The organism is Burkholderia sp. MR1-5-21 (assembly GCF_053427715.1).
The window spans coordinates 12,740-26,075 of record NZ_JBSAXD010000037.1; the positions used below are offsets into that span (position 1 = coordinate 12,740).

Here is a 13,336-nt window from a genome sequence, read left to right on the forward strand (position 1 = left end):
CCGCGCGTCACGCGGGTGCGTGACGGGGCGAAGGCTTTGACGGGATGGTCCCGGCGCGGTGGTATCCCGGCGGCAACGGGCGTGCGCGCCGGGGTGGGCCGGTCAGTCCTGCGGCATGCCCGCGTGCTGCGATGTCGACAGCATCCGCTCGACATACCGCGCAATCATGTCGACCTCGAGATTCACGGTGCTGCCCGCCTGCAGATGGCGCAGCGTCGTGACCTCGACCGTGTGCGGAATCAGGTTGATCGAGAATTCGCAGCCGTCGGCGCGGTCGGTGACTGCGTTGACGGTCAGGCTCACGCCGTTGACCGTGATCGAGCCCTTGTACGCGAGATAGCGGCCGAGCTCGCGCGGCGCGACGATGCGCAGCTCGTGCGATTCGCCGACCGGCGCGAAGTGCGACACGGTGCCGAGCCCGTCGACGTGGCCCGACACGATGTGGCCGCCGAGCCGGTCGTGCGCGCGCAGCGCCTTCTCGAGATTGACGTCGCCGGGCGCTGAGAGACCGACCGTGCGGTTCAGGCTTTCGCGCGACACCTCGACGTCGAACGCGGTGTCGGTCTTCTCGATCACCGTCATGCACGCGCCCTGGATCGCGATGCTGTCGCCGAGCGCGACGTCGGCGAGGTCGAGCCCGCCGGCCTGCACGGACAGGCGCACGCCGGCCTCGGGCGATGCGCCGAGCGGCTGGATCGATTCAATGCGGCCGACGGCCGCGACAATTCCGGTAAACATCGTGACGATTCCGTTCAATGAGTGGCGGTGGGCGGCGCGAAGCGCGCCAGGATCCGCAGATCGTCGCCGATCCGCTCGATGCTGTGAAACGTGAGCTGCGCGCGGGCGTCGAGGCTCGCGGGCGCGGCGAGATCGAACATGCCGGCCGCGTCCGCGCCGAGCAGGCTCGGCGCGAGGTAGACCAGCAGTTCGTCGACGCAGTGCTCGCGCAGCAGCGAGCCGTTCAGCTTGTGACCGGCCTCGACATGCAACTCGTTGATGCCGCGCGCGCCGAGCGCCGTCAGCAGTGCCGGCAGGTCGACCTTGCCGCGCGCGTTCGGCAGCGGCACGATTTCCGCGCCGCGCGCCTTCAGTGCGGCGGCGCGCGCTTCGCCCGCGTCGTCGAGCCGGCCGCAGAAGATCAGCAGCGGTGCGCCTTCGAGCAGGCGCGCGTCGAGCGGCAGCTCGAGGCGGCTGTCGACCACCACGCGCAGCGGCTGGCGCGGCGTGTCGATGCCGCGCACGGTCAGCTGCGGGTTGTCCTCGCGCACGGTGCCGATGCCGGTGAGGATCGCGCACGCGCGTGCGCGCCACGCGTGCCCGTCGAGCCGCGCTGCACCGCCGGTGATCCACTGGCTCTCGCCGGACGGCAGCGCGGTGCGGCCGTCGAGCGATGCGGCGGTCTTCATCCGCACCCACGGGCGGCCGCGCGTCATCCGCGACACGAAGCCGATGTTCAGCTCGCCCGCCTCATGCGCGAGCAGCCCGCAGCGCACGTCGATGCCCGCGTCGCGCAGCATCCCGAGGCCGCGCCCCGACACCTGCGGATTCGGGTCTTCCATCGCGGCGACGACCTTCCCGACGCGTGCGTCGATCAGCGCGTTCGCGCACGGCGGCGTGCGGCCGAAGTGGCTGCACGGCTCGAGCGTCACGTAGACGGTCGCACCCGCGACGTCGTGGCCGTGCGAGCGCGCGTCCTTCAGCGCCTGCACTTCCGCGTGATCCTGGCCGGCCGGCTGAGTGTGGCCTTCGCCGATCACGTTGCCGTCCTTGACGATCACGCAGCCGACGCGCGGATTCGGCGTCGTCGTGTACATCCCGCGCGCGGCCAGCGCGAGCGCGCGCTGCATGTGGGCGAAATCGGTATCCGAGAACATCCGCGCGGCCCCGGGTCAGGCGGCCAGCGCCGCGAACGCGCGGCGCGCGGCGGCGAGCGTCGCGTCGATCACCGCGTCGTCGTGCGTGCTCGACACGAAGCCGGCTTCGTACGCGGACGGCGCGAAGTACACGCCTTCGTCGAGCATCAGGTGGAAGAAGCGGTTGAAACGCTCGATGTCGCTCTTCGTGACTTCCGCGAAGCTCGTCGGCACGCGCTCGGCGAAGTAGAGGCCGAACATCGCGCCGATCGAATCGGCCGCGAACGGCACGCCGGCCGCGCGTGCCTCGGCGGCAAGGCCGTCGGCGAGGCGTTTCGTCTGCGCGGTCAGCGCGTCGTAGAAGCCCGGCGCCTGGATCAGCTGCAGCGTCTTCAGGCCCGCGGCGACCGCGATCGGGTTGCCCGACAGCGTGCCGGCCTGGTAGACGCCGCCGAGCGGCGCGAGGTGGGCCATGATGTCGCGGCGGCCGCCGAACGCGGCGGCCGGCATCCCGCCGCCGATCACCTTGCCGAGGCAGGTGAGATCGGCCGCGATCCCGTAATGCGCCTGCGCGCCGCCGAGCGCGACGCGGAAGCCGCACATCACTTCGTCGAAGATCAGCACGGCGCCGTGCTTCGTGCACAGCGCGCGCAGCGCGTTCAGGAATTCGGGCGTGCCGCGCACGAGGTTCATGTTGCCGGCGACCGGCTCGACGATCACCGCGGCGATCTCGTCGCCGAACGCGCCGAACGCTTCCTCGAGCGCGGCGACGTTGTTGTATTCGAGCACGGTGGTGTGTTTCGCGATGTCGGCGGGCACGCCGGCCGACGTCGGGTTGCCGAACGTCAGCAGGCCCGAGCCGGCCTTCACGAGCAGGCTGTCCGCGTGGCCGTGGTAGCAGCCCTCGAACTTGACGATACGGCTGCGGCCCGTGAAGCCGCGCGCGAGGCGCAGCGCGCTCATCGTGGCCTCGGTGCCGCTCGACACCATCCGCACCTGCTCGATCGACGGCACGAGCTTGCAGATTTCCTCGGCGATCTCGATCTCGGCTTCGGTCGGCGCGCCGAACGAGAAGCCGTCGGCCAGCACGTTCTGCACGGCGGCGAGCACTTCCGGATGGACGTGGCCGACGATCATCGGGCCCCACGAGCCGATGTAGTCGATGTACTGCTTGCCGTCGGCGTCCCAGAAATACGGACCTTGTGCGCGCGCGACGAAGCGCGGCGTGCCGCCGACCGAACGGAACGCGCGGACCGGCGAGTTGACGCCGCCGGGGATGGTTTTCTGGGCGCGTTCGAAGAGGATCTGATTGTTGGACATGGGCGAAACCTGCGAGAGAAGGGCGCGGGGGGCCTGTGCACGGGCCGCGGCGCCTGGGCGGAACATCCGTCCGATTGTACCGGAGACGCGCACGGCGGGCCCGCGGGCGGGATGTGGCCATTCGGCGCGTGGGGATTTGGGGCAGGGCCCGCTATTAGCGTGAACAGGCCCTAGCGCGGCGGCTTGCGCTTGCCGGTCAGCTCGGCCCAGCGCTTTTCGAGCGGGCCCTCGACCATCGGCTTGATCGACGTGCCGGACGTCTGCGCGTCCCAGGTCTGCACCGAGTAAGGATGGACGCGCAGCGCGTCGCGCGGGATCACGACTTCCTGGTGGCCGTCGACGAGCCAGTCGTACACGAAGTCGATGCACAGCCGGTAGCCGCGCTTCATCGCCGGATCGGGAATTTCGTACGGCGCGCGCGTCACGTAGCCGGAGCCGAACACGCCCTTGGGCGCCTTCGCGACGCGGTGCAGGAATACGCGGTCGCCGGGCAGGATGCTGCGCGCGAAGCCGCAGCCCCACACGTCGTGCACGGCCTCGCCGGCCTTCACGCGCGCGGCGACGTCGGGCAGCTCGGGCCATGGCCATTTCTTGGGGCTCCAGATCAGCAGGAAGGCGGTCATCGGTCGGGCGACGGATTGGTCAGACAAGGGAAGCAAGCTTAATCGAATCCGCCCGCGACGGCGCGCCGTGCATTCGCGGCCGGCCGGGGCCAGCCGGACAGGGGGCCGCGCGCAACGCCGGACGCGCAACCGGTCGGTACCCGCGCGGCGTGGCCGCGTGGTTCCGTCACGGGGCGGCATTCGATGGCCCGGGTAACCGGAAAAAGTTGCGCGTACAATCATGAGCCTGGCGGCACGCCTGCGGCGGCCGCCTTTCCCGTCTTCACCGCCGCGCGCGCCACGATGCGCGCCGGCTCCTACCCGGATTCCCATGTCCCACGCCGTCCGGCGCCGGCCCGATGCCCGGCTGATCCTGTTGCTCGGCGCGCTCGCCGCCTGCGGGCCGATCGCCACCGACATGTACCTGCCGAGCCTGCCGTCGATCGCGGACGGCTTCTCCGTCAGCCCCGGCGCCGCGCAGCGCACGCTGACGAGCTTCATGGCCGGCTTCTCGATCGGCATGCTGCTGTACGGCCCGCTGTCCGACACCTGGGGGCGGCGTCCCGTGCTGCTCGGCGGCATCGCGCTGTTCACGCTCGCGAGCATCGGCTGCTTCGTCGCGGGCTCGATCGACATGCTGATCGCCGTGCGCTTCCTGCAGGCGCTCGGTGCCGGCGCGGCGTCGGTGCTCGCGCGGGCGATCGCGCGCGACGCGCACGAGCCGAGCGACGCCGCGAAAGTGCTGTCGATGGTGGCGATCGTCACCGCGGTCGGGCCGCTGCTCGCGCCGCTCATCGGCGGACAGATCCTGCGCTTCGCGGGCTGGCGCGGCGTATTCGTCGTGCTCGCGGCGTTCGGCGCGCTGTGCGCGGTGACCGCGTACCTGCGCGTGCCCGAGACCTGGCCGAAGGAGCGGCGCAAGAGCGCGGCCGTGCTCGCGTCGTTCGCATCGTACGGACGCATCCTGTCCGACCCCGTCGCATGGGGGCACATGCTGTGTGGCGGGATGGCGTTCGCGTCGATGTTCTCGTACATCACGGCCACGCCGTTCGTCTACATCGAGTATTTCCACGTGTCGCCGCAGCATTACGGGCTGCTGTTCGGCCTGAATGTCGTCGGCATCATGATCGGCAACTTCACGAACACGCGGCTCGTCGGCAGTGTCGGCTCGCTGCGGATCATCTCGGCGGCGGCGCTCGTCAGCGGCATCGCATCGCTCGCGGTCGCGCTCGTCGCGCTGACGGGGTGGGGCGGGCTGTGGTCGATCGTCGTGTGCCTGTTCTTCGTCGTCGGCGTCGTCGGGATCCTGTCCGCGAACTGCACGACCGACCTGATGCATCGCTATCCGCACAACGCGGGCGCGTCGGCGGCCGTGTTCGGCGCGATGCAGCTCGCGCTCGGCGCGCTCGCGAGCATCGCGATCGGTGCGCTCGCGGACGGCACGCCGTTCGCGATGGGCGTGACGATCGGCGTCACCGGCGTGCTGTGCTTTGCCGGACGATTCCTCGTGCTGCGCTGGCACGGAAGGCCGGTGAAGTCCGGCGCCTGAGCGGCGACGCCGGATCGACGAACGCCACCGTGCGCGACGCGCCGGTGGCGTTTTTCATCGCGGATGGCCGTTGCCGCATCCTGCGCGTCGTGCGGACCGCTCGCAAATGAAACATGCCACCGGACGAAACGCCCGGTGGCATGTCTGCGCTTCGACTGCCGCGCACCTTCGCGCGTCAGTCCCGCGTTGCGTCCTTCGTCGCCGGCGACGCGCCGTGGCTCAGCCAGTCGAGCACGTCGGCCGTCTCGTCGTCGCTCGCGCGCGCCTTTGCCTGCGCGACGGCCTCGCTCAGCTCCGCGTTCGGCGACGCGCGGCGAATTGCGACGCCGACCGCGAGGATGTCGATCATCAGCAGATGCAGGATCCGCGAGATCATCGACAACTGCGACTCGCGCATCTCGATGTGATCGGTTTCGAGCGCGACGGTCGCGCGCTTCGCGAGCGGCGTGTTGCTCGACGTGATCGCGATCACCTTCGCGCCGGCCTGCATCGCGACTTCGAGCACGCGCAGCAGCTCGGGCGCACGCCCGGACTTCGACACCGCGACGATCACGTCGCCCTTGCCGAGCAGCGCGGCTGACGCGGCCTGCATGTACAGGTCGCCGTACGCGATCGTCGGAATCCCGAAGCGGAAGAACTTGTAGTGCGCGTCCTGCGCGACGATGTTCGAGTTGCCGAGCCCGTAGAACTCGATGCGCCGCGCGCTGTTCAGGATCTCGATCGCCTTTTCGACGTGCTCGAAATTCAGGTGCTCGCGCAGCTGCAGGATCGCGGACACCGTGTTGTCGAGCACCTTCGCGCCAAAGTCGGTCGCCGTATCGCCGAGATGCACCTGGCTGTGGCTCATCGGGATCGTGCCGGTCAGGCCCGTCGCGAGCTTCAGCTTGAAGTCGGACAGCCCCTGGCAGCCGAGCGAGCGGCAGAAGCGGATCACCGTCGGCTGGCTGACGTCGGCCTTGCGCGCGATGTCGACGATCGGATCGTTGATGATCGAGCGCGGGTGGTTCAGCGCGAGGTCGGCGACGCGGCGCTCGGCCGGCGTCAGCGCGTCGCGCATCTGGCGGATCCGTTCGAACACGGCCGACGACGCGCCGCCCGAGCGGTTCGACAACTGCTCCGCGAGGATCGCCGACACGCCGAGGAACGCCGGATATTCGGCGGTGATCAGGTAGGTCGGGATGTTCTCGAGGTACTGCGTGAAGCGGCCCTTCGCCTCGAAGCGCGCGCGGAACGACGAGCGCGTGAACAGCTCGCCGAGCTTCAGCGCGACACCGCCGCCGATATAGACGCCGCCGAGCGCGCCGAGCGTCAGCGCGACGCTGCCCGCGAACGCGCCGAGAATCCCGCAGAAGCACTCGACCGTCTCGAGCGCGAGTGCATCGCCCGCATGCGCGCGCTCGACGATCTCGGCGGTGTCGACGGTTGCCGCGACGCGCTTCTTGTCGCGCGCGGCGAGCGCGCGATAGATGATCTCGATGCCGGGCCCCGCGCACACGCGCTCGAACGACACGTGCGGAAACTTCTTGCGCGCGTACTGCAGCACGAGGTCCTCGCGCTCGTCCTGCGGCGCGAACGACGCGTGGCCGCCTTCGCTGCCGAGCGCGATCCAGCGGTCGTCGGCCGGAATCAGCCCTGACACGCCGAGCCCGGTGCCGGGCCCGAGCAGCCCGATCACGCTGTTCTGGCGGCGCGCGCCGCCGCCGATCTGCACGCGCTGCGCGTCGGTCAGGCCCGGCAGCGCCATCGCGAGCGCGGTGAAGTCGTTGACGACGAGCAGCGTGTCGAAGCCGAGCGCGCGGCGCGTCGCCTCGATCGAGAAGGTCCAGTCGTGGTTGGTCATCGTGACCTGGTCGCCGTCGACCGGGTTCGCGATCGCGATCGCCGCGTGGTTCACGCGGGTGATCTTCACGTCCTTCAGGTACTTGCGGATCGCGTCGGTGAGCGTCGGATACTCGGCGCCCGGGTAGACGCGGATCTGCGTGATCTCGCCCGGCCCGGTCTCCAGCGCGAAACGCGCGTTGGTGCCGCCGACGTCCGCGAGCAGGCGCGGACCGTCGGCATGTTGGCTCGCGGCGGCGGCTTTACTGTGCGCACCAGTAGACATCGAGCTTGGTCCCCTTGTCGTTGGCCAGTTGCGAAATGGCGTTCTTCTGCGGCGCCGAGGCGGCGGCCTCGAGCACCTCGCGTTTGCGGTTGCCCGCGATCAGCAGGAACAGCCGGTCGATGCGCTTCAGCGCATCGAGCGAAAAGCTCACGCGCGCATGCGGCGCGGCGCCCGGATGCACGGCGACGAAGCGCTCGGCGGTCGTGATCGCGTGATCCCATTCGGGCGCGTCGGCGAAGATCGACGCGGTGTGGCCGTCCTCGCCCATCCCGAGCACGGCGATGTCGGGCACGCGGTGCGCGGGGTTCGCGTTCAGCGCGGCGATATGCGCGTCGAGCGCCGCGCGCGTGTCGACGAGCGGCAGGAACGTCGCGCTCGCGGCCGCGTGCTGCAGCAGCGTGTCGCGCACGAGGCGCGCGTTGCTTGCCGCGTCGTCTTCCGGCACCCAGCGGTCGTCGACCAGCGTGACGTCGACGTGCGACCAGTCGAGCGCCGCGTGCGACAGCGTCTGCAGGAACGGGCGCGGGCTGGTGCCGCCGGACACCGCGAGCGTCGGGCGTGCGGGGCGCGCGAGCACCGCGCGCAGCGCGTCGCCGACTGCCTGCGCGAGCGCCTGGCTTTGCGCTTCCTGGGTGTCGAAAGCGTGGATCTCGATCACATCTCCTCCGGACTGCTGTTGTCTGTAATAGTGTGGGGTACGACGGCGGGCACCGGATAGTGCGGCGCCCGCCGCTTGCATCAGTTCTCTTCTTCGAGCCAGCAGGTGCCGTGCTGCGCGAGCATCGCGCTCGCCGCGGCCGGCCCCCACGTGCCCGCCGCGTACGGCTTCGGCGGCTTCAGCGAGCGCGCCCATTCGTTCAGGATCGGCTCGACCCAGCGCCACGCGGCTTCCTGCTCGTCGCGCCGCACGAACAGCGCGAGGCGGCCGTTGATCACGTCGAGCAGCAGGCGCTGGTACGCCTCCATCTGGCCTTCCTTGAAGAACTGGTCGAACGCGAGGTCGAGGTGCACGCTCGCGAGGTTCATCCCTTCGCCGGGCTGCTTCGCGAGGCAGTACAGACGAATCGACTCGTTCGGCTGCAGGCGGATCACGAGGCGGTTCGAGCCGGGGCGCAGCGCGGTCGGCCCGAGCGCCGAGTGCGGCACCGGACGGAAGTTGACGACGATCTCCGCGACGCGGTCGGCGAGCCGCTTGCCGGTGCGCAGGAAGAACGGCACGCCGGCCCAGCGCCAGTTCTCGATTTCCACCTTCAGCGCGACGAAGGTCTCGGTCGGGCTGTCCGGCTTCACGCCCGGCTCGGTCGCATAGGCGGGCACCTGTGCGCCCTTGATCACGCCCGCGTGATACTGGCCGCGCACCGCGACCTTGCCGATGTCGCGCGGATCGATGGGCTTCAGCGCGCGCAGCACGCGCAGCTTCTCGTCGCGCACCGAGTCGGAATCCATCGAATGCGGCGGCTCCATCGCGACGATCGACAGCAGCTGCAGCAGGTGATTCTGCACCATGTCGCGCAGCGCGCCCGTGTTGTCGTAGAAGTCGCCGCGTGCTTCGACGCCGAGCTCCTCGGCGATCGTGATCTGGATGCTCTCGACCCATTCGCGGCGCCACAGCGGCTCGAACAGCGCGTTGCCGAAGCGCAGCGCGAGCAGGTTCTGCACCGGCTCCTTCCCGAGGTAGTGGTCGATCCGGTAGATCTGGTCTTCCGCGAAGATCTCGCCGACCGCGTCGTTGATCGCATTCGACGAACGCAGGTCGTAGCCGAGCGGCTTCTCGAGCACGATGCGCGAGCCCTGGTTCAGGCCGACCGATGCGAGCGCCTTGCAGATCGGCTCGAACAGCGACGGGCCCGTCGCGAGATAGAACACCCGGGTGCCGGGCAGCGGGTCGATCGTGTCGCGCAGCAGGGCGTAGTCTTCCGCGCGGCCGAGGTCGAGCTTCACGTAGACGATGCGCTCGACGAAGGTCTTCCACGCCGCTTCATCGAACGCGCCGCGCGATGCCTTCGCCGCGTGCGGCTTCACGTGTTCCTCGACCCACTCGAGATACCCGGCGCGATCGGTCGCATGGCGCGCGACCGCGACGATCCGGCCGCTCGCCGCCAGCATGTTCGCGCGGTGCGCCTCGAACAGCGCCGGGAGGATCTTGCGCATCGACAGGTCGCCGGTGCCGCCGAAAAGTACGAAGGTAAAGCTGGAATCCGTATGCATGTGTCTCCGCCCGGTTGGGGTAGCTGTGAAGCGTGCGCTGAAGCGATCCGTAGTGCGATAAAAATATTTTTGACACTGAATTGTAGTTTAACTACAATCCGCCGCAAGGGGTAGCACCTGGACGAAGAAAAAATGAAGCGCGGTCGATGCAACAGCGCGTGCTTCGTCGTCGGGAGCGCCAAGTGCCGAATGTTATCGGACATTGACGACGCGCATCGTGCGCAGGTCGTCGGCCCCGGGGCCCGTGCCGCGTCGCGGCGGGCCAGAAACACAAGAGGAGACACGCCGTTGAATCTCAAGTCACGCTTTCTGTAAGAGCCCGGCCGGTCATCGGCCCCGTGCGCGCGCAGCGTCCCGCGGCTCGATTTCCCAGTCGTCACCAAGAAGCTGGTTCCCACGAGGGAACCTCACGAGTTGATTCAGTCTGGAGGAGATAAGTAATGAAAGTACGCGCGATCATGGGCGCGCTCGGCGCCGCAGGCCTGATGGCTGGCGCCGTGGCGGCGCAGGCGGCCGAGAATGTGACGGTGCTGCACTGGTGGACCTCGGGCGGCGAGTCGAAGGCCGTCGGCGTGCTGAAGGACGACCTGCAGAAGCAGGGCTACGTCTGGAAGGACTTCGCGGTCGCGGGCGGCGCGGGCGCAGCGGCGATGACCGCGCTGAAGACCAAGGTGATCAGCGGCGACGCGCCGTCGGCCGCGCAGATCAAGGGTCCGCTGATCCAGGACTGGGCCGACCAGGGCGTGCTCGTCAACATCGATCCGGCCGCCGGCGACTGGAAGCAGAACCTGCCGCCGGAAATCGACAAGATCATGAAATACAAGGGCCACACCGTCGGCGCGCCGTTCTCGGTGCACCGCGTGAACTGGCTCTATATCAACAAGACCGCGCTCGACAAGGTCGGCGCGAAGGTGCCGACCACCTGGCCCGAATTCTTCGCGGTCGCCGACAAGCTGAAGGCTGCGGGCATCCAGCCGGTCGCGATGGGCGGCCAGCCGTGGCAGGACCTGACGCTGTGGGAAGACGTCGTGCTGTCGCAGGGCCCGGCGTTCTACAAGAAGGCGCTCGTCGATCTCGACCAGGCGACGCTCACGTCGCCGCAGATGCTCGACGTGTTCAACACGGTGCGCAAGATCCAGGGCTACTTCGACAGCGGCCGCAACGGCCGCGACTGGAACCTCGCGACCGCGATGGTCATCAACGGCAAGGCCGGCATGCAGTTCATGGGCGACTGGGCGAAGGGCGAGTTCGTGAACGCCGGCAAGCAGCCGGGCAAGGACTATGTCTGCGCGCCGGTGCCGGGCACCGCGAACGCCTACACGTTCAACGTCGATTCGTTCGTGTTCTTCCAGCAGAAGGGCCAGAACGCCGCGACGCCGGGCCAGATCGCGCTCGCGAAAACCATCATGTCGCCTGACTTCCAGGAGCAGTTCAGCCTGCTGAAAGGCTCGGTGCCGGTGCGCCTCGGCGTGAAGATGGACAAGTTCGACGACTGCGCGAAGAAGTCGTATGCGGACGAGCAGACGGCGATCAAGTCGGGCGGCTTCGTGCCGTCGCTCGCGCACGGGATGGCGCAGGGTGACGCAACCGCCGGCGCGATCACCGACGTCGTGACGAAGTTCATGAACTCGCAGCAGGATTCGAAGAGCGCGGTCGCCGCGCTCGCGAAGGCCGCGAAGGTGAAGTAACGCGCGCGACGAACGCCCGGCCGGACCTGCTTCACCTGCCGGGCGCTTTCGTATCGTTTGTCTCAGCAGCAAACGGGCCCGCCGTCCGGGCCCGCGCCGTACCCGACGCCGGCGCCGGTTTGGCCGGCCGGCGTCACTTTCGTCCCAGGAGTCGAATCAAGTGGCTGCCCCTCTTAGCGGAAACGGATCCGGCGCTGCCGCCGCACGGCGCGTGTCGCCGATGTCGGCCTTCGCCGACCGCTGGATACCGAAGCTCGTGCTCGCGCCCAGCGTGGCGATCGCCGTGGTGTTCATCTACGGTTTCATCCTGATTACCGGCTATCTGTCGCTGACCCGTTCGCGGCTGTTGCCAAACTACGAATTCGACGGCTTCGGCCGTTACACGGACCTGTTCCAGAACGACGTGTGGTGGACCTCCGCCGCGAACCTCGGCTGGTTCGGCATTCCGTTCATCGCGATCTGCGTCGCGCTCGGTCTCTTTCTCGCGATCCTGCTCGACCAGAAGATCCGCAACGAAGGCGCGCTGCGCGCGATCTTCCTGTATCCGATGGCGCTGTCGTTCATCGTGACGGGCACCGCGTGGCAGTGGATCCTGAACCCGGGCCTCGGCCTCGAGAAGGTGATGCACGACTGGGGCTGGACGAGCTTCTCGTTCGACTGGCTCGGCGATCCGGACAAGGCGATCTTCTGCGTCGTGATCGCGGCCGTCTGGCAATCGACCGGCTTCGTGATGGCGCTGTTCCTGGCCGGGCTGCGCGGCGTCGACAGCGAGATCTTCAAGGCCGCGCAGGTCGACGGCGCGACAATGCCGACGATCTACCGCAAGATCGTGATCCCGAGCATGCGCCCGGTGTTCTTCTCGGTGCTGCTGATCCTGTGCCACATCACGATCAAGACCTTCGACCTCGTCGTCGCGCTGACGGCCGGCGGGCCCGGCACGTCGTCGTCGCTGCCGGCGATGTTCATGTACACGTTTTCGTTCAACCGCGGCCAGCTCGGCCTCGGCGCCGCATCGTCGGTGATGATGCTCGCGACCGTCGTCGCGGTGCTCGTGCCGCTGATGTACCTGGAATCGAGGAGCACGCGCAATGCAGCCTAAGATGACCATCAGCCGTGCGGTCATTTACGCCGCATTGATCCTGTTCGCGCTGTACTTCCTGTTCCCGATCTACGTGATGCTGTCGACGTCGTTCAAGGATCTCGACCAGCTGCGCACCGGCAACCTGCTGACGCCGCCGACGCACTGGACCATCGATCCGTGGGTGAAGGCGTGGAGCGGAGCGTGCACCGGCGTGCGCTGCGACGGCATGAAACCGTTCTTCCTGAACTCGCTGCAGATGGTGATCCCGGCCGTGCTGATCTCGTCGCTGATCGGCGCGTTCAACGGCTACGTGCTCACGCACTGGCGCTTCCGCGGCGCGGATGCGCTGTTCACGATGCTGCTGGTCGGCTGCTTCATCCCGTTCCAGGTGATCCTGCTGCCGATGGCGCGCCTGCAGGGAATGCTGGGCCTCGCCAACACGATTCCCGGCCTCGTGTTCGTGCACGTCGTGTACGGGATCGCGTTCACGACGATGTTCTTCCGCAACTTCTACGTGAGCGTGCCGGCCGAGCTCGTGAAGGCCGCGCGGATCGACGGCGCGGGCTTCTTCACGATCTTCACGAAGATCCTGCTGCCGGTGTCGCTGCCGATCTTCATGGTGTGCCTGATCTGGCAGTTCACGCAGATCTGGAACGACTTCCTGTTCGGGATCGTGTTCTCCGGCGTCGACTCGATGCCGATCACGGTCGCGCTGAACAACCTCGTCAACACGTCGACGGGCGTGAAGGAATACAACGTCGACATGGCGGGCGCGATCATCGCCGCGCTGCCGACGCTGCTCGTCTACGTGATCGCCGGCCGCTACTTCGTGCGCGGCCTGACGGCGGGCGCGGTGAAGGGCTGAGCGCGGTTTTCCACGACACGACGAACCTGCCGCGCGACGCGCGGCGCATCGAAACGAACCGGACGC

General features: G+C 68.4%; 11 protein-coding genes. 4 read left to right on the forward strand and 7 right to left on the reverse strand.

The window, feature by feature from the left end; translation table 11 throughout:
* Positions 1 to 102: 102 nt before the first annotated feature.
* The 4 genes from ACV229_RS34375 to ACV229_RS34390 all read right to left on the reverse strand — a co-directional run bounded on the left by ACV229_RS34375 (position 103) and on the right by ACV229_RS34390 (position 3,796).
* Positions 103 to 738: a riboflavin synthase gene (locus ACV229_RS34375; protein ID WP_448087537.1), complete on the reverse strand. Its 636-nt coding sequence runs from the start codon at positions 736 to 738 to the stop codon at positions 103 to 105.
* Between the two features lie 14 nt (positions 739 to 752).
* Positions 753 to 1,874, reverse strand: a complete 1,122-nt coding sequence (ribD, locus tag ACV229_RS34380; RefSeq protein WP_448087538.1) for a bifunctional diaminohydroxyphosphoribosylaminopyrimidine deaminase/5-amino-6-(5-phosphoribosylamino)uracil reductase RibD — start codon at positions 1,872 to 1,874, stop codon at positions 753 to 755.
* 15 nt (positions 1,875 to 1,889) lie between these two features.
* Complete coding sequence (hemL, locus tag ACV229_RS34385; protein ID WP_448087539.1) at positions 1,890 to 3,173, reverse strand: glutamate-1-semialdehyde 2,1-aminomutase; 1,284 nt, start codon at positions 3,171 to 3,173, stop codon at positions 1,890 to 1,892.
* 170 nt (positions 3,174 to 3,343) lie between these two features.
* The gene (locus ACV229_RS34390) at positions 3,344 to 3,796 is read right to left on the reverse strand and encodes a hypothetical protein (protein WP_448087540.1); all 453 of its coding nucleotides are present in this window, start codon (positions 3,794 to 3,796) and stop codon (positions 3,344 to 3,346) included.
* Positions 3,797 to 4,106: 310 nt separating this feature from the next.
* On the opposite strand from ACV229_RS34390, the gene ACV229_RS34395 reads away from it, so the two are divergent.
* The gene (locus tag ACV229_RS34395) at positions 4,107 to 5,324 is read left to right on the forward strand and encodes a Bcr/CflA family multidrug efflux MFS transporter (RefSeq protein WP_448087541.1); all 1,218 of its coding nucleotides are present in this window, start codon (positions 4,107 to 4,109) and stop codon (positions 5,322 to 5,324) included.
* Between the two features lie 175 nt (positions 5,325 to 5,499).
* Here the strand turns inward: ACV229_RS34395 and ACV229_RS34400 are convergent, their stop codons facing one another.
* The 3 genes from ACV229_RS34400 to zwf all read right to left on the reverse strand — a co-directional run bounded on the left by ACV229_RS34400 (position 5,500) and on the right by zwf (position 9,636).
* On the reverse strand, positions 5,500 to 7,428 hold the full coding sequence (locus tag ACV229_RS34400; protein WP_448087542.1) for a bifunctional transcriptional regulator/glucokinase: 1,929 nt from the start codon (positions 7,426 to 7,428) through the stop codon (positions 5,500 to 5,502).
* Positions 7,406 to 8,086, reverse strand: a complete 681-nt coding sequence (pgl, locus tag ACV229_RS34405) for a 6-phosphogluconolactonase (protein ID WP_448087543.1) — start codon at positions 8,084 to 8,086, stop codon at positions 7,406 to 7,408. The genes ACV229_RS34400 and pgl overlap by 23 nt, the downstream gene beginning before the upstream one ends.
* A gap of 80 nt (positions 8,087 to 8,166) precedes the next feature.
* Positions 8,167 to 9,636, reverse strand: a complete 1,470-nt coding sequence (gene zwf / locus ACV229_RS34410; RefSeq protein WP_448087544.1) for a glucose-6-phosphate dehydrogenase — start codon at positions 9,634 to 9,636, stop codon at positions 8,167 to 8,169.
* Positions 9,637 to 10,076: 440 nt separating this feature from the next.
* On the opposite strand from zwf, the gene ACV229_RS34415 reads away from it, so the two are divergent.
* The 3 genes from ACV229_RS34415 (at position 10,077) to ACV229_RS34425 (ending at position 13,270) form a co-directional block, all read left to right on the forward strand.
* Positions 10,077 to 11,324: an ABC transporter substrate-binding protein gene (locus ACV229_RS34415; RefSeq protein ID WP_448087545.1), complete on the forward strand. Its 1,248-nt coding sequence runs from the start codon at positions 10,077 to 10,079 to the stop codon at positions 11,322 to 11,324.
* 160 nt (positions 11,325 to 11,484) lie between these two features.
* Positions 11,485 to 12,423, forward strand: coding sequence for a carbohydrate ABC transporter permease (locus tag ACV229_RS34420; RefSeq protein WP_448087546.1), 939 nt, complete (start codon positions 11,485 to 11,487; stop codon positions 12,421 to 12,423).
* Entirely contained in the window at positions 12,413 to 13,270 is an 858-nt protein-coding gene (locus ACV229_RS34425; protein ID WP_448087547.1) for a carbohydrate ABC transporter permease, read from the forward strand. The genes ACV229_RS34420 and ACV229_RS34425 overlap by 11 nt, the downstream gene beginning before the upstream one ends.
* Positions 13,271 to 13,336: the final 66 nt, after the last annotated feature.